Source organism: Pseudomonas sp. B10(2017), assembly GCF_002113295.1.
GTDB lineage: Bacteria > Pseudomonadota > Gammaproteobacteria > Pseudomonadales > Pseudomonadaceae > Aquipseudomonas > Aquipseudomonas pudica.
Map to the genome: position 1 here is coordinate 12210 of NZ_NEJU01000015.1, position 20025 is coordinate 32234.

The following is a 20025-nucleotide window of genomic DNA, read 5'->3' on the forward strand; positions in this document are numbered from 1 at the left end:
CACGCGAGGCGGGTGCAGGGTTGACCTGCGTCAAGTTTCAGCGCTTCTTCGGCTTGCCCTTGGGCTTCTTTTTCTTGGCAGTGTTCAACGGCAGGGCTTGCTCGAACGCATTGCGCATTTCGTTCAGGCGCTTTTCCTTGAGGTCGTGGATACGCTTGGCGCGTTCGGCATCGAAATCGATGAGGTTGTCTTGGCTCATGGGTGGGCTCGACGATCAACTGAGACTTGCATGATGAAGCCAGGCGCTGGCGCTGACCAGCCCCATGTCAGACTTCGATGTCCACCAGCAGCCCCTGGCGTACATGCTCGCCCATCAACGGTGCCACCGGCACGGTATTGTCGGCGTTGACCTCGTCACCCGGCATAGCACTGTAGCGTTCGTCGTCGCCCTTCTGCCGGCGTTGCTGCTGGCGGCGCTGCTCCTCACGCAGCAGCAGCGCATGCTCTTGCGGGTCACGCTGGTGCTTGAGGTCGATGGCACTTTCACCGGATGCAGGTTGCGTCGGCACCACCGGCTTGATGTCGGGTGTCGGCTTGACCGGGTCCTGTTGCGAGGTCACCGGCGCGGCACTGAGCGGAATGATCGGTGGCAGCATGGACGTTCTCCTATGCCCCCTGTATCGGCAGGCGCGGGTTTACCTTGATGGCTGGCACAACACTTATTCGGTTTCGTCGTCAGGGTCGCCGTCGCTTGGCGGGCTGGCCTCGCTCCAAGGGCGCTTGTACACCTGCTGCCAGACCGCATCCATGTGCTCGCGAAGCACCTGCGGCGCGGCCTTGAGCGAAGCGCTGTCCTCACGCTCACCGCCGATCGGCTCTTCACCCGCCGGGGTAATCAGCGACTGGCCGGTGATGCTATAGCTGGCCTGCCCTTCGCGCATCTCGATGGCGATGTCGTGCGGGTCGATGCCACCGCCGCAGAAGGCATGGCTGGCAACCGTCACCTCGGCGATGCCGTCCTTGTTCAGGTCGCCGACATCGCTGACGTCGTTATAGAAGTCCACATCCAAGTCCAGCCCCGGACAGGTGGTTTCCTGTTCGATCTGCCAGCGCGCCTTGAACGCGTCGTTTTCGGCGGTGCGCCCGTACAGCGTGGCCTTGAGTACCACCTTGTCCACTTCCTGCTCGCTTTCCGGGTCGCTGGCCTGGCCATCGCTGCGGCTCAATACCAGCAGGCCTTCACCGTCGCGGTCACGAAAGTGCACGCTCTTGATCGGCGTCTGCACGCCCAGTACCTCGAGCTGCTCGATCGGGATGGCGGGCAAGGTCTCGAAGTTTTTCTGCTCGCAGGCGGCCAGTAGCAACAGGCTGCCCACGGCCATCGAAGTGCTGATCCAGCGGTGCTTGGCAGACATGTTGATCGGGGGCCCTCGTCGGCAGCACGGTGGGGTGCGATGAAGCGGCTAGACTGTTGCTACCTATCGCACTTCGGCACCTTTCGATGCGCTCGGCACTTTGGTCTGACCGGCCGATCCGTTAACATAATCGGCTTTTTCATCGCGGGAGTTCAGGCAGTATGGCGCAGCAGTATCAACCGGGGCAACGCTGGATCAGCGACAGCGAAGCCGAGCTCGGCCTGGGTACCATCCTGGCGCAGGATGGCCGCCTGTTGACCGTGCTCTACCCGGCCACTGGCGACACCCGCCAGTATTCCCTGCGCAATGCGCCGCTGACCCGCGTGCGCTTCTCGCCAGGTGACCAGATCACCCACTTCGAAGGCTGGAAGCTGACCGTGCGCGAGGTGGAGGACATCGACGGGCTGATGGTCTACCACGGCCTGGACGGGCAGAATCAACCGCGCACGCTGCCGGAAACCCAGTTGTCGAACTTCATCCAGTTCCGCCTGGCCAGTGACCGCCTGTTCGCCGGGCAGATCGACCCGCTGTCGTGGTTCAGCCTGCGCTACAACACACTGCAGCACACCAGCAAGCAGATGCAGTCGGCGCTGTGGGGCCTGGGCGGCTGCCGCGCCCAACCCATCGCCCACCAGTTGCACATCGCCCGCGAAGTCGCCGACCGCAGCGCGCCGCGCGTCTTGCTGGCCGACGAAGTGGGCCTGGGCAAAACCATCGAGGCCGGCCTGGTGATCCACCGCCAGCTGCTGTCTGGCCGCGCCAGCCGCGTTCTGATCCTGGTACCGGAAAACCTCCAGCACCAGTGGCTGGTGGAAATGCGCCGCCGCTTCAATCTGCAGGTGGCCCTGTTCGATGCCGAGCGCTTCATCGAAAGCGACGCCAGCAACCCGTTCGAGGATGCCCAGCTGGCGCTGGTGGCCCTGGAGTGGCTGGTCGAAGACGAAAAGGCCCAGGACGCGCTGTTCGCCGCCGGCTGGGACCTGATGGTGGTGGACGAAGCCCACCACCTGGTCTGGCACGAAGACCAGGTCAGCGCCGAATACGGTCTGGTCGAACAGCTGGCCCAGGTGATCCCGGGCGTGCTGCTGCTCACGGCCACCCCCGAGCAGCTCGGCCAGGACAGCCACTTCGCCCGCTTGCGCCTGCTCGACCCCAACCGTTTCCACGACCTGGCCGCCTTCCGAGCCGAGAGCGAGCACTACCGCCCGGTGGCTGAAGCCGTACAGGAACTGCTCGACGAAGGCCGCCTGTCGCCCAAGGCCCACGCCACCATCCAGGGCTTCCTGGGAGCCGAAGGCGAAGCCCTGCTGGCCGCGGTCAGCGACGGCGATACCCAGGCCAGTGCGCGCCTGATCCGTGAGCTGCTCGACCGCCACGGCACCGGCCGCGTGCTGTTCCGTAACACCCGCGCGGCGATCCAGGGCTTCCCTGAGCGCCAGTTGCACCCATACCCACTGGCCACGCCCGAGCAGTACCGCGACCTGCCAGCCGGCGAACATGCCGAGCTGTACCCGGAAGTCGCCTTCCAGGCCCAGGGCGAGGTGGCCGACGACGAGCGCTGGTGGCGTTTCGACCCACGCGTCGACTGGCTGATCGACACCCTGAAGATGCTCAAGCGCACCAAGGTGCTGGTGATCTGCGCCCATGCCGAAACCGCGATGGACCTGGAAGACGCCCTGCGCGTGCGCTCCGGCATCCCGGCCTCGGTGTTCCATGAAGGCATGAGCATCCTCGAACGCGACCGCGCCGCTGCCTACTTCGCCGACGAAGAGTTCGGCGCGCAGGTGCTGATCTGCTCCGAGATCGGCAGCGAAGGCCGCAACTTCCAGTTTGCTCACCATCTGGTGATGTTCGACCTGCCAGCGCACCCCGACCTGCTCGAACAGCGCATCGGCCGCCTGGACCGTATCGGCCAGAAGCAAACCATCCAGCTGCATATCCCGTACCTGCAGGACAGCCCGCAAGAGCGCCTGTTCCAGTGGTACCACGAAGGCCTCAACGCCTTCCTCAACACCTGCCCTACCGGCAACGCGCTGCAGCACCAGTTCGGCCCGCGCCTGCTGCCGCTGCTCGAAGGCGGCGAAAGCAAGGCCTGGGAAGCCCTGGTGGCCGATGCCCGAAGCGAGCGCGAGCGCCTGGAAGCCGAACTGCATACTGGCCGTGACCGCCTGCTGGAACTCAACTCCGGTGGTGCCGGCGAAGGCCAGGCGTTGGTCGAGGCCATTCTCGAACAGGACGACCAGTTCGCCCTGCCGATCTACATGGAAACCCTGTTCGACGCCTTCGGCATCGACAGCGAAGACCATTCCGAAAACGCCCTGATCCTCAAGCCAAGCGAGAAGATGCTCGACGCCAGCTTCCCATTGGGCGACGACGAAGGCGTGACCATCACCTACGACCGTGGCCAGGCCCTGTCGCGTGAGGACATGCAGTTCCTCACCTGGGAGCACCCGATGGTGCAAGGCGGCATGGACCTGGTTCTGTCCGGCTCGATGGGCAACACTGCCGTGGCGCTGATCAAGAACAAGGCGCTCAAACCCGGCACCGTGCTGCTTGAACTACTGTTCGTCAGCGAGGTGGTGGCACCGCGTAGTCTGCAACTGGGCCGTTACCTGCCACCGGCGGCGTTGCGCTGCCTGCTCGATGCCAACGGCAACGACCTGGCGTCCCGCGTGGCCTTCGAAACCCTCAACGACCAGCTCGAAAGCGTACCGCGCGCCAGCGCCAACAAGTTCGTCCAGGCCCAGCGCGACGTGCTTGCCCAGCGCATCAGCAGTGGCGAGGCCAAGGTCATGCCGGCCCACGTCGAGCGCGTGGCCGAGGCCCAGCGCCGCCTGACAGCGGAAGCCGACGAAGAGTTGGCCCGTCTGATCGCGCTGCAAGCGGTCAACCCAAGCGTGCGCGACAGCGAGATCGAAGCGCTGCGCAAGCAGCGCGAAGAGGGCCTGGCGATGCTGGAAAAAGCCGCCCTGCGGCTGGAAGCCATTCGTGTGCTAGTGGCGGGCTAATACAGTTCAGAAACCGCCGCCTTTGTGGGAGCGGCCTTGTGTCGCGAAAGGGCCGCAACGCGGCCCCAGGACTGACGCGCAATAGTTGAAATTGCCGGGGCTGCTTTGCAGCCCTTTCGCGACACAAGGCCGCTCCCACAGGGGGCCAATTTTCAGAACCCATTTACATATTCCATGCTGCGATCAGGTTCATAACCAAATCGTAGGAATCAATTTGCCATTAGTCAGGAAGGCTTAAACACCTCTTCCTATACTGCCTCTGGACAGTCTGCACAGGGTTGTAGCGCAGACGAGTGAAAACTCGATCATGAGGCATTCCATGGAGTGGCTGGGGCTGCAACTGTTCGCCGACCTGCCGGCAACCGGGCGCATCGTCATTGATTGCCGGCATGAACCGCTCCTGGTTCTGCTCGCCTACTTCGTCGCCTGTGCGGCCTGCTTTGCCACCCTGGACATGGCAGAGCGCCAATCCCACAGCGAAGACCCCACCGCCCACCGACAATGGAACATGCTCGGTGCCTGCTGCCTCGCAGGCGGCATCTGGGCCATGCACTTCATCAGCATGCTGGCCTTCCAGGCTCCAGTGGAAGTGCACTACGACGCGTCCTTGACCATCCTTTCGCTGCTCATCGCTCTGGCCGTCGCCTGGTTGGCCATGCACAGCCTCGACCGCAGCCAGATGCGCGCACACCACTACCTGCAAAGTGCGGTACTGATCGGCCTGGGTATCATCGTGATGCACTTCGTAGGCATGGCCGCCCTGGAAACCGGCGCCCGCCAGTACTACCAATCCGGCTTGCTGCTGGCCTCGACCACCATTGCCCTGCTCACCAGCCTGACCGCGCTGTACCTGGCCCGCTACTTCCGGCATGGCAGCGGCAACCTGCACCAGGCCATGAAGTACGGCGCCAGCCTGCTGATGGCCGGCGGTATTGTCGCCACCCATTTCACCGCGATGTCGGCCATGACCCTGGTCATCCCGGCCGACACCGCCCTGCGCCTGCCCTCTGGCGACAACAGCTTGCAACTGGCGCTGGGCATCGGCTTCATTACCCTGCTCATCAGTGCTGCCAGCATCAGTAGCGCACTGGCCGACAAGAAGCTGCAAAGCAAGGAACACGACCTGCGCCGGGTCAGCGTGTTGCTCAGCCAACTCGACCAGGCCCGCGCGTCGCTGCAGCAGGCTGCGCACTACGATGCGCTGACCAGCCTGGTAAACCGTCGCGGTTTCAACCAGGTGTTCGCTGAACGCCTGGCCGAACACAAGGTAACGGAAAGCCACCTGGCAGTGATGTTCCTGGACATCGACCATTTCAAGCGCATCAACGACAGCCTCGGTCACGACGCCGGCGACGAACTGCTCAAGGTGATCGCCAGCCACATCAAGGCCGCCACCCGCAACCACGACCTGGTCGCGCGCCTTGGCGGCGACGAGTTCTGCGTGGTTACCAGCCTCAATAACCGCGACGAAGCCCGCCACCTGGCCCAGCGCATCATGCAGAGGATGAAAGAGCCCATCAACCTGGGCGGCCGACGCATGGTCATGACCACCAGCATCGGCATCAGCATCTTCCCCGAAGACGGCACCACCGCCGAAGAGCTGCTCAAGCATGCAGACCTCGCCCTGTACCAGTCCAAGGGCAATGGGCGCAACAGCCTGAACTTCTTCAACGACAGCCTTAAGACCCAGGCCTCGATTGCGCTGCAGCTGGAAGAGGAACTGCGGGTGGCCCTGCTCGAGGAGCATGGGCTGTGCGTGCACTACCAGCCGATCTTCGACATGCGCAGCAGGCAAGTGGCCAAACTGGAAGCACTGGTGCGCTGGCGCCACCCGCAACACGGCTTGCTCGGGCCCGATCGTTTTGTCGCCATCGCCGAAGCCAACGGGCTGATCATCGACCTCGACCTGTGGGTGCTGCGCCACGCCTGCGCCGACATGGCCTATCTGCAGCGCCACGGCCATGGCAACCTCAAGGTCACGGTCAATTGCTCGGCAGTCACTCTCAGCCACGACGAACTGCCCAACGAAGTGGAGAAGGCGCTGTTCCACGCCGGGCTCGCGCCCCGGCAGCTGGAGCTGGAAGTGACCGAGAACGCCCTGATGGGTGATATCCAGCGCACAGTCAACCTGCTCAAACGCGTGCGCGCTCTGGGCGTGACGCTGTCGATCGATGACTTCGGCACCGGCTACTCGTCACTGGCCTACCTCAAGCGCCTGCCGCTGGATGTGCTGAAGATCGACCGCAGCTTCCTGCAGGATGTGCCGGGCAGCCAGAAGGACCGCGAGATCGTCCAGGCGATCATCGTCATGGCGCATACCCTGCATCTTCAGGTAGTCAGCGAGGGCGTGGAAACCGCCGAACAGCTGGCGTTTCTCGAAGCCCACGGCTGCGACTATCTGCAAGGCTACCTGCTGGGTCGCCCCGAGCCACTGGCCGAACTGCGCTCGTTGCTGGAACGGCTGCAGCACCAGGGTGGCGTGTTCAAACCTTGCTGCGATACAGCTCAACCAGGGTCGCCGGATCTTTTTGCAGGTACCCCTGGCTTGCGTGCAGGCGCATCAATTGTGCGGCAAGGCCACTGAGCGGCGTCGCCGAGCCTTGCTCGCGGGAGAACTTGACCGCGCCATCTAGGTCCTTGAGCAGCGTGCGCACGTGCCACTTGATCGGCTCGAAGCGGCTTTCGGCCATTTGCGGAGCGAGGATCTGCAGCGGTTTGGAATCGGCAAAGCCGCCCGCCAGCGCTTCGGCGATCAGCGTCGCGTCGACCCCGGACTGTTCAGCCAAGGCCACCACTTCGGCGATCACCAGGGCATTGCAGGCCACGATCATCTGGTTGCAGGCCTTGGTCACCTGGCCCGCGCCCACCGCCCCCATGTGCGTCACGCGCTGGCCGAGCACCTGCAGTACCGGGCGGGCGCGCTCCAGGTCGGTCGCCTCGCCACCGACCATGATCGCCAGGGTGCCGGCTTCGGCCCCGGGCGTGCCGCCGGAAACTGGCGCGTCCAGCCAGGCCATGCCGCACAGCGCTGCCAGTTCGGCAGCCATTTCACGGGTGGCGGTTGGCTCCAGGCTGGAAAAATCGATCAGCAACTGGCCGCTGCGCCCGCCCTGGGCGATGCCTTGCTCGCCGAACACCACCTCACGGACCACGGCTGTGTCGGCCAGGCACAGCAGCAGCATGTCGCTGTCGCGGCACAGTTCGGCAGGGCTGCCGGCCAAGCGCGCGCCGGCGGCGACCAGTGCAGCGCACTTGTCCGGGCTGCGGTTCCATACGGTCAGCGGGTAGCCCGCTGCCAACAGGCGCCGGCACATGGGCAGGCCCATCAGGCCGATGCCGGCGAATCCAAGCGAAGGTAGTGCAGTGCTCATCAATGACTCCTGACTATTCGAACAACCGGGGGCCGCTGTGCAGCCCCCATTACGCATCCCGTAAACTGTTACCGCCACGCCGAATTGTTACTTCCCTCTACCCGCCCTGAGCGCCTTCGAGCACCAAAACGGGGCTACTGCGCATTTTTGCGCACCAAAAGCGATCACGCTTCTGCCGGGCGCTTCACCTGGATCACGATGAACGGCGAAACTACTACCGCCCAGATCTCTGGGTCGCGGCTTTGCAGGTCATGGGCCTGCTCGGCGGTCACCGGCCCAACAGTGCCATCACTACGCCACTTGGCGAAGATCTCGCTGCGATTCTCGGCCATCGCCTCGGCAACGGCGATCAGGTCAAGGCTGGGGTCGACCCAAATCAGGTCACCCTTTGCCCAGAAACGCTCCAGCGCTTTCCACTCGATGATTGCCGTCTCGCCAAGCAATTTGGCATAGAGGGTGCTTGTTTGATCAGTCATGGGTGGTATCCGCAAAAATCGGCCAATAAAAAAGGCCGGCATTTTTGCAGAAAAACCCGGTTTCAAATATGTAATTTGGTCGATTGATCCCGATCTTGTGGGGCAGGATCGCAGATGCAGGCAGTTTGATGGCGCCTTTCTGTATCTTTGTGTCGACCAAGCGACAACCCAGGAAGCAGGCACTTTTCGACCGCTTTTCAAGCGCTCGGGCAGCGCTCTACACTGTACCGGTACAGTTCCGGGACATGTTCCGGGGGAAGGTGGGCTTGCGCGTTGGCATGGCCACGCCGCAAATCCCGCCCGGTCTGTAGCCCTGGCCGCCAGGACTATAAGAATTACAACAGAATGAGTGGAGCACTATGATCAAGATTTCCAAGCTGTTCGCCGCAATGGTTCTGGCAGGGGTAGCCAGCCATTCGTTTGCCGCCGATACCATCAAGATCGGGATTGCGGGCCCCAAGACCGGCCCTGTGACCCAGTACGGCGACATGCAGTTCATCGGCGCAAAGCAAGCCATCAAGGATATCAACGCCGCGGGCGGCGTGGATGGCAAGATGCTCGAAGCCAAGGAATACGACGACGCCTGCGACCCTAAACAGGCCGTTGCAGTCGCCAACAAGGTGGTCAACGATGGCGTCAAGTTCGTCATCGGCCACCTGTGCTCCAGCTCCACCCAGCCTGCGTCCGACATCTATGAAGACGAAGGCGTGATCATGATCACCCCAGCCGCCACCTCCCCGGAAATCACCGCCCGTGGTTACAAGCTGATCTTCCGCACCATCGGCCTGGACAGCGCCCAGGGCCCGGCTGCCGGCAACTACATCGCCGACCACGTCAAGCCGAAGGTGGTCGCCGTCCTGCACGACAAGCAGCAGTACGGTGAAGGCATCGCTACCGCAGTCAAGCAGACCCTTGAAGGCAAAGGCACCAAGGTTGCCGTGTTCGAAGGCCTGAACGCCGGTGACAAGGACTTCTCCTCGATCATCCAGAAGCTCAAGCAGAACAACGTCGACTTCGTCTACTACGGCGGCTACCACCCAGAGCTGGGTCTGATCCTGCGCCAGGCTCAGGAAAAAGGCCTGAAAGCCAAGTTCATGGGCCCGGAAGGCGTGGGCAACGACTCCATCTCGCAGATCGCCCAGAACGCCTCCGAAGGCCTGCTGGTGACCCTGCCGAAGTCGTTCGACGCGGACCCTGCGAACAAGAAGATCGTCGACGCCATCAAGGCTGACGGCAAGGACCCAAGCGGCCCGTTCGTGTTCCCGGCCTACTCGGCTGTCGAGCTGATCGCCCAGGGCATCAAGGAAGCCAAGTCCGAAGATGCCGACAAGGTGGCAGCCGCCATCCACAAAGGTACCTTCAAGACCCCGACCGGTGACCTGTCGTTCGACGACAAAGGCGATCTGAAAGACTTCAAGTTCGTGGTCTACGAATGGCACTTCGGCAAGCCGAAGACCGAAGTCTCCCCTCAGTAACTGCGTGACTAATAGCTGACCTACGAGCCCACTGTGCGAGCAGTGGGCTTTGTTTTATGAGGTTCATGGGCCTGATCCCCGCGATCCGGGGGCGGCTCACCTGAAAATCTTAAAACCGTCACCCGCGGTTTCCTGGCCTTACCCCCGCCAGCGAAATGCAAATCAGGTTTTTAGGAGCGCTGTAATGCCTGAGATCTACCATTTCTTCCAACAACTGGTTAATGGATTGACCATCGGCAGCACCTATGCCTTGATCGCCATCGGCTACACGATGGTGTACGGCATCATTGGCATGATCAACTTCGCCCACGGCGAGGTGTACATGATCGGTTCCTACGTGGCCTTCATCGCCTTGGCTGGCCTGGCCATGATGGGTATCCATTCGCTGCCTATCCTCATGACCGTCGCCTTCGTCGCGACGATCTTCGTCACCAGTGCCTATGGCTACAGCATCGAACGGGTTGCCTACCGCCCCCTGCGCAACAGCAACCGCCTGATCCCGCTGATTTCCGCCATCGGCATGTCGATCTTCCTGCAGAACACCGTCTTGCTGTCGCAAGACTCCAAGGACAAGTCCATCCCCAACCTGATCCCCGGAAGCTTCTCGTTCGGGCCGGGCGGCGCGGAGGAAGTACTGATCAGCTACATGCAGATCCTGGTGTTCGTGGTCACCCTGGTGGCCATGACCTGCCTCACCCTGTTCATCTCCCGTTCCCGCCTGGGCCGCGCCTGCCGCGCCTGTGCCGAGGACATCAAGATGGCCAACCTGCTGGGCATCAACACCAACAACATCATCGCCCTCACCTTCGTCATCGGTGCCGCCCTGGCGGCGGTGGCGGCCGTGCTGCTGAGCATGCAGTACGGGGTGATCAACCCCAACGCCGGTTTCCTCGTGGGCCTGAAGGCCTTCACCGCGGCGGTGCTGGGTGGCATCGGCAGCATCCCGGGCGCCATGCTCGGTGGGCTGGTGCTGGGCGTGGCCGAAGCGTTCGGTGCCGATATCTTCGGCGACCAGTACAAGGACGTGGTGGCATTCGGCTTGTTGGTTCTTGTCCTGCTATTCCGGCCGACCGGCATCCTGGGCCGCCCGGAGGTTGAAAAAGTATGAACAGAAATCTCAAACAGGCGTTCTTCAGCGCCTTGCTGGTATGGGCCGTGGCCTTCCCGGTATTGGGCCTGAAACTGAGCATCGACGGCATCAGCCTGTCCGTGCACAGCCAGGGCTCGTTCAACCTCAGCATCATTGCCCTGTGCTCGGTCCTGATGTTCCTGCGCGTGCTGTTCGACAAGCAGTGGAACTCGGTAATGGGCCGCCGTTCGGATCGCAAGCTGATCCCGCCGGCAGTCAGCAACTACCTGACCCTGCCGAAGACCCAGCGCTACGTGATCATGGGCCTGATCGTCGCGGCACTGGTGTGGCCGTTCTTCGGCTCGCGCGGTGCGGTCGACATTGCCACGCTGATCCTGATCTACGTGTTGCTGGGCCTGGGCCTGAACATCGTGGTCGGCCTGGCGGGCCTGCTCGACCTCGGTTACGTCGGCTTCTACGCCGTTGGCGCCTACAGCTACGCCATGCTCTCGCACTACCTGGGCTGGAGTTTCTGGGTATGCCTGCCGATTGCCGGCCTGATGGCCGCTACCTTCGGTTTCCTGCTCGGCTTCCCGGTTCTACGCCTGCGCGGTGACTACCTGGCGATCGTGACCCTCGGCTTCGGCGAGATCATCCGCCTGTTCCTGCGTAACCTCACCGACTGGACCGGCGGCCCCAACGGCATCAGCAACATTCCCAAGCCAGAGCTCTTCGGCCTGACTTTCGAACGCCGTGCCGCCGAAGGCATGCAGACCTTCCATGAGTTCTTCGGGCTGGAATACAACTCGATCAACAAGGTCATCTTCCTCTACCTGGTGGCCCTGCTGCTGGCCCTGCTGGCGCTGTTCGTGATCAACCGTCTGCTGCGCATGCCGATCGGCCGCGCCTGGGAAGCCCTGCGCGAAGACGAGATCGCCTGCCGTGCACTGGGCCTGAACCCGACCGTGATCAAGCTGTCGGCCTTCACCCTGGGCGCCTGCTTCGCCGGTTTCGCCGGCAGCTTCTTCGCTGCGCGCCAAGGCCTGGTGACGCCGGAGTCGTTCACCTTCATCGAGTCGGCGATCATCCTCGCCATCGTCGTGCTCGGCGGCATGGGCTCACAACTGGGCGTGATCCTCGCGGCCATCGTGATGATCCTGCTGCCCGAGCTGATGCGTGAGTTCAGCGAATACCGGATGTTGATGTTCGGTGCGCTGATGGTGTTGATGATGATCTGGCGTCCGCAAGGCCTGCTGCCTATGCAACGTCCACACATGGAGCTGCGTCGATGAGCCGCGAAATTTTGCAAGTCAGCGGCCTGAGCATGCGCTTCGGCGGCTTGTTGGCGGTCAACGGCGTGGGCCTGACCGTCAAGGAAAAACAGGTGGTGGCACTGATCGGCCCGAACGGTGCCGGCAAGACCACTGTCTTCAACTGCCTGACCGGCTTCTACAAGCCCAGCGGCGGCACCATCCTGCTCGATGGCCAGCCGATCCAGGGCCTGGCCGGGCACCAGATTGCCCGCAAGGGCGTGGTGCGGACCTTCCAGAACGTGCGCCTGTTCAAGGAAATGACCGCGCTGGAAAACCTGCTGATCGCCCAGCACCGCCACCTGAACACCAACTTCTTCGCCGGCCTGTTCAAGACCCCGAGCTTCCGCCGCAGCGAGAAGGAGGCCATGGAGCGCGCGCAATACTGGCTGGAGAAGGTCAACCTGACCGAGTTCGCCAACCGTACCGCCGGCACCCTCGCCTACGGCCAGCAGCGCCGCCTGGAGATCGCCCGCTGCATGATGACCCAGCCGCGCATCATCATGCTCGACGAACCGGCAGCGGGCCTGAACCCGAAGGAGACCGAAGACCTCAAGGCGCTGATCGCCTACCTGCGTGAGTCGCACAACGTCACCGTGCTGCTGATCGAGCACGACATGAAACTGGTGATGAGCATTTCCGACCATATCGTGGTGATCAACCAGGGTACCCCCCTGGCCCACGGCACGCCGGAAGAGATCCGCGACAACCCTGACGTGATCAAAGCCTACCTGGGGGAAGCGTAAATGCTGAAGTTCGAGAACGTTTCCACCTTCTACGGCAAGATCCAGGCGCTGCACAGCGTCAACGTAGAGATCAACCAGGGCGAGATCGTTACCCTGATCGGCGCCAACGGTGCCGGCAAGTCGACCTTGCTGATGACCCTGTGCGGCTCGCCGCAGGCGCACAGCGGCAGCATCAAGTACCTGGGTGAAGAACTGGTCGGCCAACCGTCCTCGCACATCATGCGCAAGAGCATCGCGGTAGTGCCGGAAGGCCGCCGCGTGTTCTCCCGCCTGACCGTCGAGGAAAACCTGGCGATGGGTGGTTTCTTCACCGACAAGGGCGATTACCAGGAGCAGCTGGACAAGGTGCTACAGCTGTTCCCGCGCCTGAAGGAGCGTTATATCCAGCGGGGCGGCACCATGTCCGGTGGCGAGCAGCAGATGCTCGCCATCGGCCGGGCGCTGATGAGCAAGCCCAAGCTGCTGCTGCTCGACGAGCCCTCGCTGGGCCTGGCGCCGATCATCATCCAGCAGATCTTCGACATCATCGAACAGCTGCGCCGTGATGGCGTGACGGTGTTCCTGGTGGAACAGAACGCCAACCAGGCGCTGAAGATCGCTGATCGAGCGTATGTGCTGGAGAACGGCCGGGTGGTGATGCAGGGTACTGGGGAAGCACTGCTGACCGACCCGAAGGTGCGCGACGCGTACCTGGGGGGTTGATGGGAAAAGGGCCATCTACTGGCCCTTTTTTCTACCTGTCAGAAATGTATTGCCTGTACTGGCCCTATCGCCGGCTGCCAGCTCATGGCTGACGCCCCCAGCGACCCGAACATCGGCACCACGCGCATGCAGGGCGAATTGCGTGCCGCCGGTGGCCAGTTGCTGTTCAAGCCGTGCAGCGAAAACCGCACCTTCGTGATCAACGACGTCGCCGCCACGGGCATCCTTCAGGAGGCCGCCAACCTGGCCAAGGACGCCAACGACAAGCTGTTCGCCGACGTCCGTGGCCGCCTCACCGGCAGCAGGCAGGCCAACAACGACGGCCAGCTGGAAGTACGCCGCCTGTACCGTCTGGAGCCTTCCACGCGCGCCTGTGAAGACCTCAACTTCAAGCAGCTGACCCTGCGCGCCAACGGCCACGAACCGGAATGGGACATCAAGGCCAGCGGCAAAGGCATGGTGCTCAACCGCGTCGGCCAGCAACCCCTGCCTCTCCCCTTCCTGGAGGAAGAAGTGCCCGGCGGTGGCCTGACCCTGACCAGCGAAGCCAACGGCCAGCACGTGGAGCTGTGGGTCGCGCCACAACGCTGCGTAGACAGCGCCACCGGCGCCATCCACCACCTGCGCGCCGAATTGCGCATCGACGGCAAGACCCTGCGAGGCTGCGGTTACTATGGCGGTGCCCGCGACAACTGATCGCCGGGCGCTTTTATCCTGCCAGTCAGGGCGGCGAACAGCTTATACTTGGCGGTTTGTGTAAAGCCGCCGGCCGCCCATGGCCGGGATACTGGACCCTGCCATGCTACGAATCACCGAACTGAAGCTGCCCCTGGACCATCCCGACGAAGCCCTGCGTGAAGCCATCGTCCAGCGCCTGGGCATCCGTGACGAGCAACTGCTCAGCTTCAACCTGTTCAAGCGCAGCTACGATGCGCGCAAGAAGAACAGCGAACTGCTGTTCATCTACACCATCGATCTGGAAGCCAGCAACGAAGCCGAGCTGCTCAGCAAGTTCGCCGACGATCGCAACATCGGCCCGGCGCCAGACGTGACCTACAAGTTCGTCGGCCAGGCCCCTGCCGATCTGCAGGAGCGCCCGATCGTGGTCGGCTTCGGCCCGTGCGGCATCTTCGCCGGCCTGTTGCTGGCACAGATGGGCTTCAAGCCGATCATCCTCGAGCGCGGCAAGGAAGTGCGCCAGCGCACCAAGGACACCTGGGGCCTGTGGCGAAAGAGCGTGCTCAACCCCGAGTCCAACGTGCAGTTCGGCGAAGGCGGCGCCGGTACCTTCTCCGACGGCAAGCTGTACAGCCAGATCAAGGACCCGCAGCACCACGGCCGCAAAGTACTGGAAGAGTTCGTCAAGGCCGGCGCGCCGGACGAGATCCTGTACATCAACAAGCCGCACATCGGTACCTTCCGCCTCACCGGCATGGTCGAGCAGATGCGCCAGGACATGATCGCCCTGGGGGCCGAAGTGCGCTTCCAGCAGAAGGTCACCGACCTGCTGATCGAGGATGGGCAACTGACCGGCGTGGTGCTGGAGAGCGGCGAACAGCTGCACTCGCGCCATGTGGTGCTGGCCCTGGGCCACAGTGCCCGCGACACCTTCCGCATGCTGCATGCCAAGGGCGTGTACATGGAAGCCAAACCGTTCTCGGTGGGCTTCCGCATCGAACACCCGCAAACGCTGATCGACAAGGCACGCCTGGGCAAATACGCCGGCCATCCGAAACTTGGTGCCGCCGACTACAAGCTGGTGTACCACGCCAAGAATGGCCGTTCGGTATACAGCTTCTGCATGTGCCCGGGCGGCACCGTGGTTGCCGCCACCAGCGAGCCGGGCCGGGTGGTTACCAACGGCATGAGCCAGTACTCGCGTAACGAGCGCAACGCCAACTCCGGCATCGTCGTCGGCATCGACCCCGAGCGCGACTACCCAGGTGGCCCGCTGGCCGGCATCGAGCTGCAGGAGCGCCTGGAAGCCCACGCCTATGTGATGGGTGGCAGCAACTATCAGGCTCCGGCGCAGCTGGTGGGTGACTTCGTCGCCGGCCGGCCGTCGACAACGCTGGGCAGTGTCGAGCCGTCCTACAAACCAGGTGTGACCCTGGGCGACCTGGCCCCGAGCCTGCCGGACTTCGCCATCGAGGCCATTCGCGAGGCCCTGCCGGCGTTCGACCGGCAGATCAAGGGCTACAACCTGCATGACGCAGTGCTGACCGGGATCGAGACCCGCACCTCGTCGCCGCTTCGCATTACCCGCGGTGAGGACTTCCAGAGTTTGAACCTGAAGGGGCTGTTCCCGGCGGGTGAAGGGGCCGGGTATGCGGGCGGGATCCTGTCGGCGGGTGTCGATGGCATTCGCATCGCCGAGGCGGTGGCGCGGGATATGCTCGGCCTCTGATCCTTTATTACATGCCAGGGCCTCTTCGCGGGTAAAACCGCTCCCACAGGTACTGCACAGGTATTGAAAACTGTGAAGTACCTGTGGGAGCGGGTTCACCCGCGAAAGGGCCACTGCCGACATCAGAACAATCCACAGCAAACATCAGAATTCCCCTCCCCACTCCTTCCCCATCTGCATCTAGTCTTCCCTCAGCCCAGCCAGTAACACCATATAACAAAAACGAATATAGTTTTTGTTTGAAAGCATATCGTCACAGGCTAGGGTGTATGCCCGTTCCATCGTCAACTGCTCATGGAGAGCCTATAGCCCGTGCGTAGCCTGTTCACCCGCTTCTTCCAGCTCGAAGCCGCCAGCGGCCTGTTGCTGATCGCCGCGGCCATTCTGGCCCTGGTCATCAACAACTCACCGCTGTCCTATCTGTATAGCGGCCTGCTCGACGTTCCCGTCGCCGTCCAGGTCGGCGCGCTGCATATCGCCAAACCGTTGCTGCTGTGGATCAACGACGGCCTGATGGCCCTGTTCTTCCTGCTCATCGGCCTGGAGGTCAAGCGCGAGGTGGTCGACGGCCACCTGTCCAAGCCCTCCCAGGTGATCCTGCCTGCCACCGCCGCCGTGGGCGGCATGGTGATTCCGGCACTGATCTACTGGTTCATCAACCGTGACAACCCTGCCGCCGTGGCCGGTTGGGCGATCCCTACCGCCACCGACATCGCCTTCGCCCTCGGCGTACTGGCCCTGTTGGGCAAGCGCGTGCCGGTGTCGCTGAAACTGTTCCTGATGACCCTGGCGATCATCGACGATCTGGGTGCGATCATCGTCATTGCCCTGTTCTACTCGGGCACCCTGTCAAGCGTGTCGTTGCTGCTGGCCGCCGCTTGCCTGATAGTGCTGGTGGCCATGAACCGGCTTGGCGTGGTCAAGCTTGGGCCATACATGATCGTTGGCCTGATCCTGTGGGTCTGCGTGCTCAAGAGCGGTGTGCATGCCACCCTGGCCGGGGTAGCCCTGGCCCTGTGCATCCCGCTGCGCACGCGCCATGCCGAACGCTCGCCACTGCTCGCCCTGGAACACGCCCTGCACCCGTGGGTCGCATACGCCATCCTGCCACTGTTCGCTTTCGCCAATGCCGGTGTATCGCTGGCAGGCATGACCGTAGACAGTTTCACCCACCCGGTGCCACTGGGCATCGCCGTCGGGCTGCTGCTGGGCAAGACCGTGGGGGTCTTCGGGCTGACCTGGGTCGCGGTCAAGCTGCGCCTGGCCGCGCTGCCTGTCGGCGCCAGTTGGGGGCAATTGCTGGGTGTGGCGATACTTTGCGGCATCGGCTTCACCATGAGCCTGTTCGTCGGCTCGCTCGCCTTTGTACCTGGCAGCAGTGATTACGCCGGTATGGACCGCATGGGTATTCTCACCGGCTCGTTCTTCGCCGCCGTGATCGGCTATGCGGTAACCGCCATGGCCAGCCGCAAGCCCAACGTCGGCTGACCTGGTCGCAGCATGAAAAAACCCCGACTGGCGAGCGCCATGTCGGGGTTTTTCTTGTTGGGCTACGGTCAGTGCGTAACGCGGCTGGTGCCGTCGACGGTCATGATGCGTACGCGGTCGCCAACGCGGAAGATCTCATTCTGCTGTACGGCCTGCACATAGGCCCGCATGCTGCCATCGTCCTCACGCACGGTGATTTCGACACCCTGGGTACGAGTCAAGCCTTCTTCGGCGGCGGAACCGGCCAGGCCACCGGCAACGGCACCGATCACGGCGGCAACGATGCTGCCACGACCACCACCCACGGCGCTGCCGGCCACACCACCGACGATGGCGCCAGCACCACCACCGATCGGGGTCTTGGTGCCCTCGATCTTGACCGGACGCAGGGACTCGATGGTGCCCATGCGCACGGTTTGCACGCGGCGGGCTTCATCACGGGAGTAGCTGTCACCGGTCAGGCTCGAGGCACAGCCACCCAGCAACAACGACATGGTGGTAAAGGTCGCCACCAGCAAAGCGGATTTAGGCATGGGTAAAGTCTCCATAAGTCAGGTGTCCATTAGACGCTGCAGGTTGACCGCTGTCACGGTACAAACGTAATAAAATTGTTTTCATTCAGCCAGGGTACAGCCTGCATGGCTGTGTCGAGGCCATTTCAAGTGAGACCAAGGATAGCCATGGATTACTTCATCGTCGTGGTCACCACCGTCGCGGGGCTTTACTTCCACTGGTGGCTGTATGTGCGCATGCGCCGCTGGATGGACCGTGACCTGGCATTGTCGCTGGCTGGGTCGGCCCCAGAAAAGCGCGCGTATATGCTGCAAAGGCTGGAGCAGGCGCGCGTGGAGAAGGTGGGACGCAAGCAGTTGGCGGGGTGGTTGGAGCGGGAGGCTGCCGGGTTTCCGGGATAGCCTTGTGTCGCGAAAGGGCCGCAAAGCGGCCCCACAATTTCAGGGCGCCAACCGCTCCCGCAGCCATTGCCCATCCACCAGCCGGTAGTTCAGTCGGTCATGCAGGCGACTGGCCCGCCCCTGCCAGAATTCGATGCGTTCAGGCAGCAAACGATACCCACCCCAATGTTCCGGACAATGCGGCTGAGTGTCGCAGAAGCGCGCCTCGGTGGCCTTGACCAGCAGCTCCAGCTCCTCACGGCTGGCGATTACCTGGCTCTGCGGCGAAGCCCATGCCCCCAGGCGGCTGCCCAGCGGGCGCACCTGGTAGTAGGCGTCAGATTCCTCAGGCGTGACCTTTTCCACACGCCCTTCGATGCGCACCTGGCGCTCCAGTGCAGGCCAGAAGAAGGTCATGGCGGCGAAAGGGTTGAACAGCAGTTGCTGGCCCTTGGCGCTATCGTAGTTCGTGAAGAAGGTGAAACCACGCTCATCGAGCCCCTTCAGCAACAAGATACGACAATGAGGACGGCCTTCACCATCGACAGTGGCCAGGGTCATGGCGTTGGCTTCCACCGGTACCTGCTCGGTTTTCACCGCGTCGGCGAACCACTGGTGGAACAGGGCGAACGGCTCCCCCGGGGCCTGGGCTTCAGCCAGGCCATCGCGGGTGTAGTCGCGGCGCATATCAGCCAGGGATTGGGTCATTGCTGCGTTCCTTGACGATCAGTTGGTCTTCGCAGGGCTGTTTGCAGCTACTTTCTTGTCAACGGTAGCTTTCTTGGCGACGGGCTTGGCCGGCGCGGCTTTTTTCTTGGCCGTTGTCTTGGCAGGCGCCTTGGCCTTGGCTTTGGTGACAGGTTTCTTCGCCGCAGCCTTGGTGGCCGGCTTGCTGTCGGCAGGCTTGGCAGCAGGCGCCTTGACGTCCTGCACCGCCACCATCGGGGCCCGCGCCGGAGCGGCTTGCTGGTACTTGGCCAGCAGGGCGACCATGGTGTTCTGCGGGGTCAACAGCATTTCCACACGGCGGTTCAGGGCACGGCCCTCGGCGCTGTCGTTGGCGGCGCGCGGCATTTCCGAGCCCATGCCCTTGAGGTTCAGGCGATCACGCTGCAAGCCGCTGAGGCGGAAAATGGCCGACACCGAAGCGGCGCGCTCCAGGCTGAGCTTCTGGTTGGCAGCAGCGACACCGCTGCTGTCGGCATGGCCAAGCACCAGCACGGCGGTCTTGGCATCGCCTTCGACGGTCTTGGCCACACGGGTGATCGGGCCCAGGGTCATCGGCAGCAGCATGTTCGGACGATCGGGGTTGTACGAGCTGTCCACCGGGATGGTTACGGCCAGCACGTTGTCACGGCGCTCCAGCTCCAGCTTGCTGCCCTTGATCGCCTCACGCAGCTTGGGCTCGTACTCGTCCAGCCAGGCCTGGGTGGCCTTCTGGTCGATCTTCGGTACCACCGGCCCCTTTGCCTGCTTTTCTTCACCGCCAAACGGCCACCACCAACGGCTGGCGTTGTCGGACTTGGCGTCGGCCTTGGCCACGTTTTCAGTGACGGCTTCCTTCACTTCCTGCTCGGCAACCTTTTCCGAACCAAAGGGCCACCAGCTCGAGGCGCTGTCCTTCGAGCCGTCCTGGGGGTGACTGGCGCAGCCTGTAACGGCGGTCAGGCACAGGGCGAGTGCTAAGGTTTTGTGTGAAGACATCAGCGATACACCATGAAATAG

Annotated in this window: 19 protein-coding genes; 11 read left to right on the plus strand and 8 right to left on the minus strand. The window is 62.9% G+C overall.

What is annotated here, in order from left to right:
• Window positions 1-37: 37 nt before the first annotated feature.
• The 3 genes from CAF92_RS27475 to CAF92_RS18005 all read right to left on the minus strand — a co-directional run bounded on the left by CAF92_RS27475 (window position 38) and on the right by CAF92_RS18005 (window position 1355).
• Window positions 38-199 carry a hypothetical protein gene (locus tag CAF92_RS27475; protein ID WP_178081805.1) on the minus strand — a complete coding sequence of 54 codons (162 nt, stop codon included), beginning with the start codon at window positions 197-199 and terminating at the stop codon, window positions 38-40.
• Window positions 200-266: 67 nt separating this feature from the next.
• Window positions 267-596 (minus strand): aspartate-semialdehyde dehydrogenase, encoded by a 330-nt coding sequence (locus tag CAF92_RS18000; protein WP_085601531.1) that lies wholly within the window; start codon window positions 594-596, stop codon window positions 267-269.
• A 63-nt stretch (window positions 597-659) separates the two neighbouring features.
• Window positions 660-1355 (minus strand): M949_RS01915 family surface polysaccharide biosynthesis protein, encoded by a 696-nt coding sequence (locus CAF92_RS18005; protein WP_085601532.1) that lies wholly within the window; start codon window positions 1353-1355, stop codon window positions 660-662.
• 161 nt (window positions 1356-1516) lie between these two features.
• Here CAF92_RS18005 and rapA point away from each other — a divergent pair, with 161 nt between their 5' ends.
• Window positions 1517-4363: an RNA polymerase-associated protein RapA gene (gene rapA, locus CAF92_RS18010; RefSeq protein WP_085601533.1), complete on the plus strand. Its 2847-nt coding sequence runs from the start codon at window positions 1517-1519 to the stop codon at window positions 4361-4363.
• A gap of 319 nt (window positions 4364-4682) precedes the next feature.
• Window positions 4683-6947 carry a bifunctional diguanylate cyclase/phosphodiesterase gene (locus CAF92_RS18015; RefSeq protein ID WP_085601534.1) on the plus strand — a complete coding sequence of 755 codons (2265 nt, stop codon included), beginning with the start codon at window positions 4683-4685 and terminating at the stop codon, window positions 6945-6947.
• Here the strand turns inward: CAF92_RS18015 and CAF92_RS18020 are convergent.
• A complete protein-coding gene (locus CAF92_RS18020) occupies window positions 6847-7734 on the minus strand; it encodes an NAD(P)-dependent oxidoreductase (RefSeq protein ID WP_085601535.1) in 888 nt (295 codons plus the stop codon). The genes CAF92_RS18015 and CAF92_RS18020 overlap by 101 nt on opposite strands.
• Window positions 7735-7898: 164 nt before the next feature.
• A complete protein-coding gene (locus CAF92_RS18025; RefSeq protein ID WP_046614718.1) occupies window positions 7899-8210 on the minus strand; it encodes a DUF2288 domain-containing protein in 312 nt (103 codons plus the stop codon).
• Between the two features lie 359 nt (window positions 8211-8569).
• Here CAF92_RS18025 and CAF92_RS18035 point away from each other — a divergent pair, with 359 nt between their 5' ends.
• From CAF92_RS18035 to nhaA, 8 genes are all read left to right on the plus strand, one after another.
• Complete coding sequence (locus CAF92_RS18035; protein WP_024087643.1) at window positions 8570-9685, plus strand: branched-chain amino acid ABC transporter substrate-binding protein; 1116 nt, start codon at window positions 8570-8572, stop codon at window positions 9683-9685.
• A 184-nt stretch (window positions 9686-9869) separates the two neighbouring features.
• Window positions 9870-10793: a high-affinity branched-chain amino acid ABC transporter permease LivH gene (gene livH, locus CAF92_RS18040; protein WP_025340356.1), complete on the plus strand. Its 924-nt coding sequence runs from the start codon at window positions 9870-9872 to the stop codon at window positions 10791-10793.
• Window positions 10790-12046: a high-affinity branched-chain amino acid ABC transporter permease LivM gene (locus CAF92_RS18045; protein WP_025340357.1), complete on the plus strand. Its 1257-nt coding sequence runs from the start codon at window positions 10790-10792 to the stop codon at window positions 12044-12046. The genes livH and CAF92_RS18045 overlap by 4 nt, the downstream gene beginning before the upstream one ends.
• Window positions 12043-12810: a high-affinity branched-chain amino acid ABC transporter ATP-binding protein LivG gene (gene livG / locus CAF92_RS18050; protein WP_013973920.1), complete on the plus strand. Its 768-nt coding sequence runs from the start codon at window positions 12043-12045 to the stop codon at window positions 12808-12810. Before CAF92_RS18045 ends, livG begins: the two co-directional genes overlap by 4 nt.
• Window positions 12811-13512, plus strand: a complete 702-nt coding sequence (locus tag CAF92_RS18055; protein ID WP_013973921.1) for an ABC transporter ATP-binding protein — start codon at window positions 12811-12813, stop codon at window positions 13510-13512. It begins immediately after the preceding gene.
• A gap of 48 nt (window positions 13513-13560) precedes the next feature.
• On the plus strand, window positions 13561-14208 hold the full coding sequence (locus tag CAF92_RS18060) for a COG3650 family protein (RefSeq protein ID WP_371916246.1): 648 nt from the start codon (window positions 13561-13563) through the stop codon (window positions 14206-14208).
• 103 nt (window positions 14209-14311) lie between these two features.
• Complete coding sequence (locus CAF92_RS18065; protein WP_085601537.1) at window positions 14312-15919, plus strand: NAD(P)/FAD-dependent oxidoreductase; 1608 nt, start codon at window positions 14312-14314, stop codon at window positions 15917-15919.
• A gap of 312 nt (window positions 15920-16231) precedes the next feature.
• Window positions 16232-17407: a Na+/H+ antiporter NhaA gene (gene nhaA, locus CAF92_RS18070; RefSeq protein ID WP_085601538.1), complete on the plus strand. Its 1176-nt coding sequence runs from the start codon at window positions 16232-16234 to the stop codon at window positions 17405-17407.
• Between the two features lie 68 nt (window positions 17408-17475).
• On the opposite strand, the gene CAF92_RS18075 is transcribed toward nhaA, so the two are convergent.
• The gene (locus CAF92_RS18075) at window positions 17476-17940 is read right to left on the minus strand and encodes a glycine zipper 2TM domain-containing protein (RefSeq protein ID WP_085601539.1); all 465 of its coding nucleotides are present in this window, start codon (window positions 17938-17940) and stop codon (window positions 17476-17478) included.
• 147 nt (window positions 17941-18087) lie between these two features.
• Here CAF92_RS18075 and CAF92_RS18080 point away from each other — a divergent pair, with 147 nt between their 5' ends.
• The gene (locus CAF92_RS18080; RefSeq protein ID WP_085601540.1) at window positions 18088-18321 is read left to right on the plus strand and encodes a hypothetical protein; all 234 of its coding nucleotides are present in this window, start codon (window positions 18088-18090) and stop codon (window positions 18319-18321) included.
• 39 nt (window positions 18322-18360) lie between these two features.
• Here CAF92_RS18080 and pdxH read toward each other — a convergent pair whose 3' ends face one another.
• Both pdxH and CAF92_RS18090 read right to left on the minus strand, forming a co-directional pair.
• Complete coding sequence (gene pdxH, locus CAF92_RS18085) at window positions 18361-19008, minus strand: pyridoxamine 5'-phosphate oxidase (RefSeq protein WP_046614724.1); 648 nt, start codon at window positions 19006-19008, stop codon at window positions 18361-18363.
• An 18-nt stretch (window positions 19009-19026) separates the two neighbouring features.
• Entirely contained in the window at window positions 19027-20004 is a 978-nt protein-coding gene (locus CAF92_RS18090; RefSeq protein ID WP_046614725.1) for an OmpA family protein, read from the minus strand.
• Between the last annotated feature and the right edge of the window lie 21 nt (window positions 20005-20025).

Coding starts and splice junctions, on each gene's coding strand:
- CAF92_RS27475 (WP_178081805.1), bottom strand. CDS start 199: ATGAGCCAAGACAACCTCATCGATTTCGATGCCGAACGCGCCAAGCGT.
- CAF92_RS18000 (WP_085601531.1), bottom strand. CDS start 596: ATGCTGCCACCGATCATTCCGCTCAGTGCCGCGCCGGTGACCTCGCAA.
- CAF92_RS18005 (WP_085601532.1), bottom strand. CDS start 1,355: ATGTCTGCCAAGCACCGCTGGATCAGCACTTCGATGGCCGTGGGCAGC.
- rapA (WP_085601533.1), top strand. CDS start 1,517: ATGGCGCAGCAGTATCAACCGGGGCAACGCTGGATCAGCGACAGCGAA.
- CAF92_RS18015 (WP_085601534.1), top strand. CDS start 4,683: ATGGAGTGGCTGGGGCTGCAACTGTTCGCCGACCTGCCGGCAACCGGG.
- CAF92_RS18020 (WP_085601535.1), bottom strand. CDS start 7,734: ATGAGCACTGCACTACCTTCGCTTGGATTCGCCGGCATCGGCCTGATG.
- CAF92_RS18025 (WP_046614718.1), bottom strand. CDS start 8,210: ATGACTGATCAAACAAGCACCCTCTATGCCAAATTGCTTGGCGAGACG.
- CAF92_RS18035 (WP_024087643.1), top strand. CDS start 8,570: ATGATCAAGATTTCCAAGCTGTTCGCCGCAATGGTTCTGGCAGGGGTA.
- livH (WP_025340356.1), top strand. CDS start 9,870: ATGCCTGAGATCTACCATTTCTTCCAACAACTGGTTAATGGATTGACC.
- CAF92_RS18045 (WP_025340357.1), top strand. CDS start 10,790: ATGAACAGAAATCTCAAACAGGCGTTCTTCAGCGCCTTGCTGGTATGG.
- livG (WP_013973920.1), top strand. CDS start 12,043: ATGAGCCGCGAAATTTTGCAAGTCAGCGGCCTGAGCATGCGCTTCGGC.
- CAF92_RS18055 (WP_013973921.1), top strand. CDS start 12,811: ATGCTGAAGTTCGAGAACGTTTCCACCTTCTACGGCAAGATCCAGGCG.
- CAF92_RS18065 (WP_085601537.1), top strand. CDS start 14,312: ATGCTACGAATCACCGAACTGAAGCTGCCCCTGGACCATCCCGACGAA.
- CAF92_RS18075 (WP_085601539.1), bottom strand. CDS start 17,940: ATGCCTAAATCCGCTTTGCTGGTGGCGACCTTTACCACCATGTCGTTG.
- CAF92_RS18080 (WP_085601540.1), top strand. CDS start 18,088: ATGGATTACTTCATCGTCGTGGTCACCACCGTCGCGGGGCTTTACTTC.
- pdxH (WP_046614724.1), bottom strand. CDS start 19,008: ATGACCCAATCCCTGGCTGATATGCGCCGCGACTACACCCGCGATGGC.
- CAF92_RS18090 (WP_046614725.1), bottom strand. CDS start 20,004: ATGTCTTCACACAAAACCTTAGCACTCGCCCTGTGCCTGACCGCCGTT.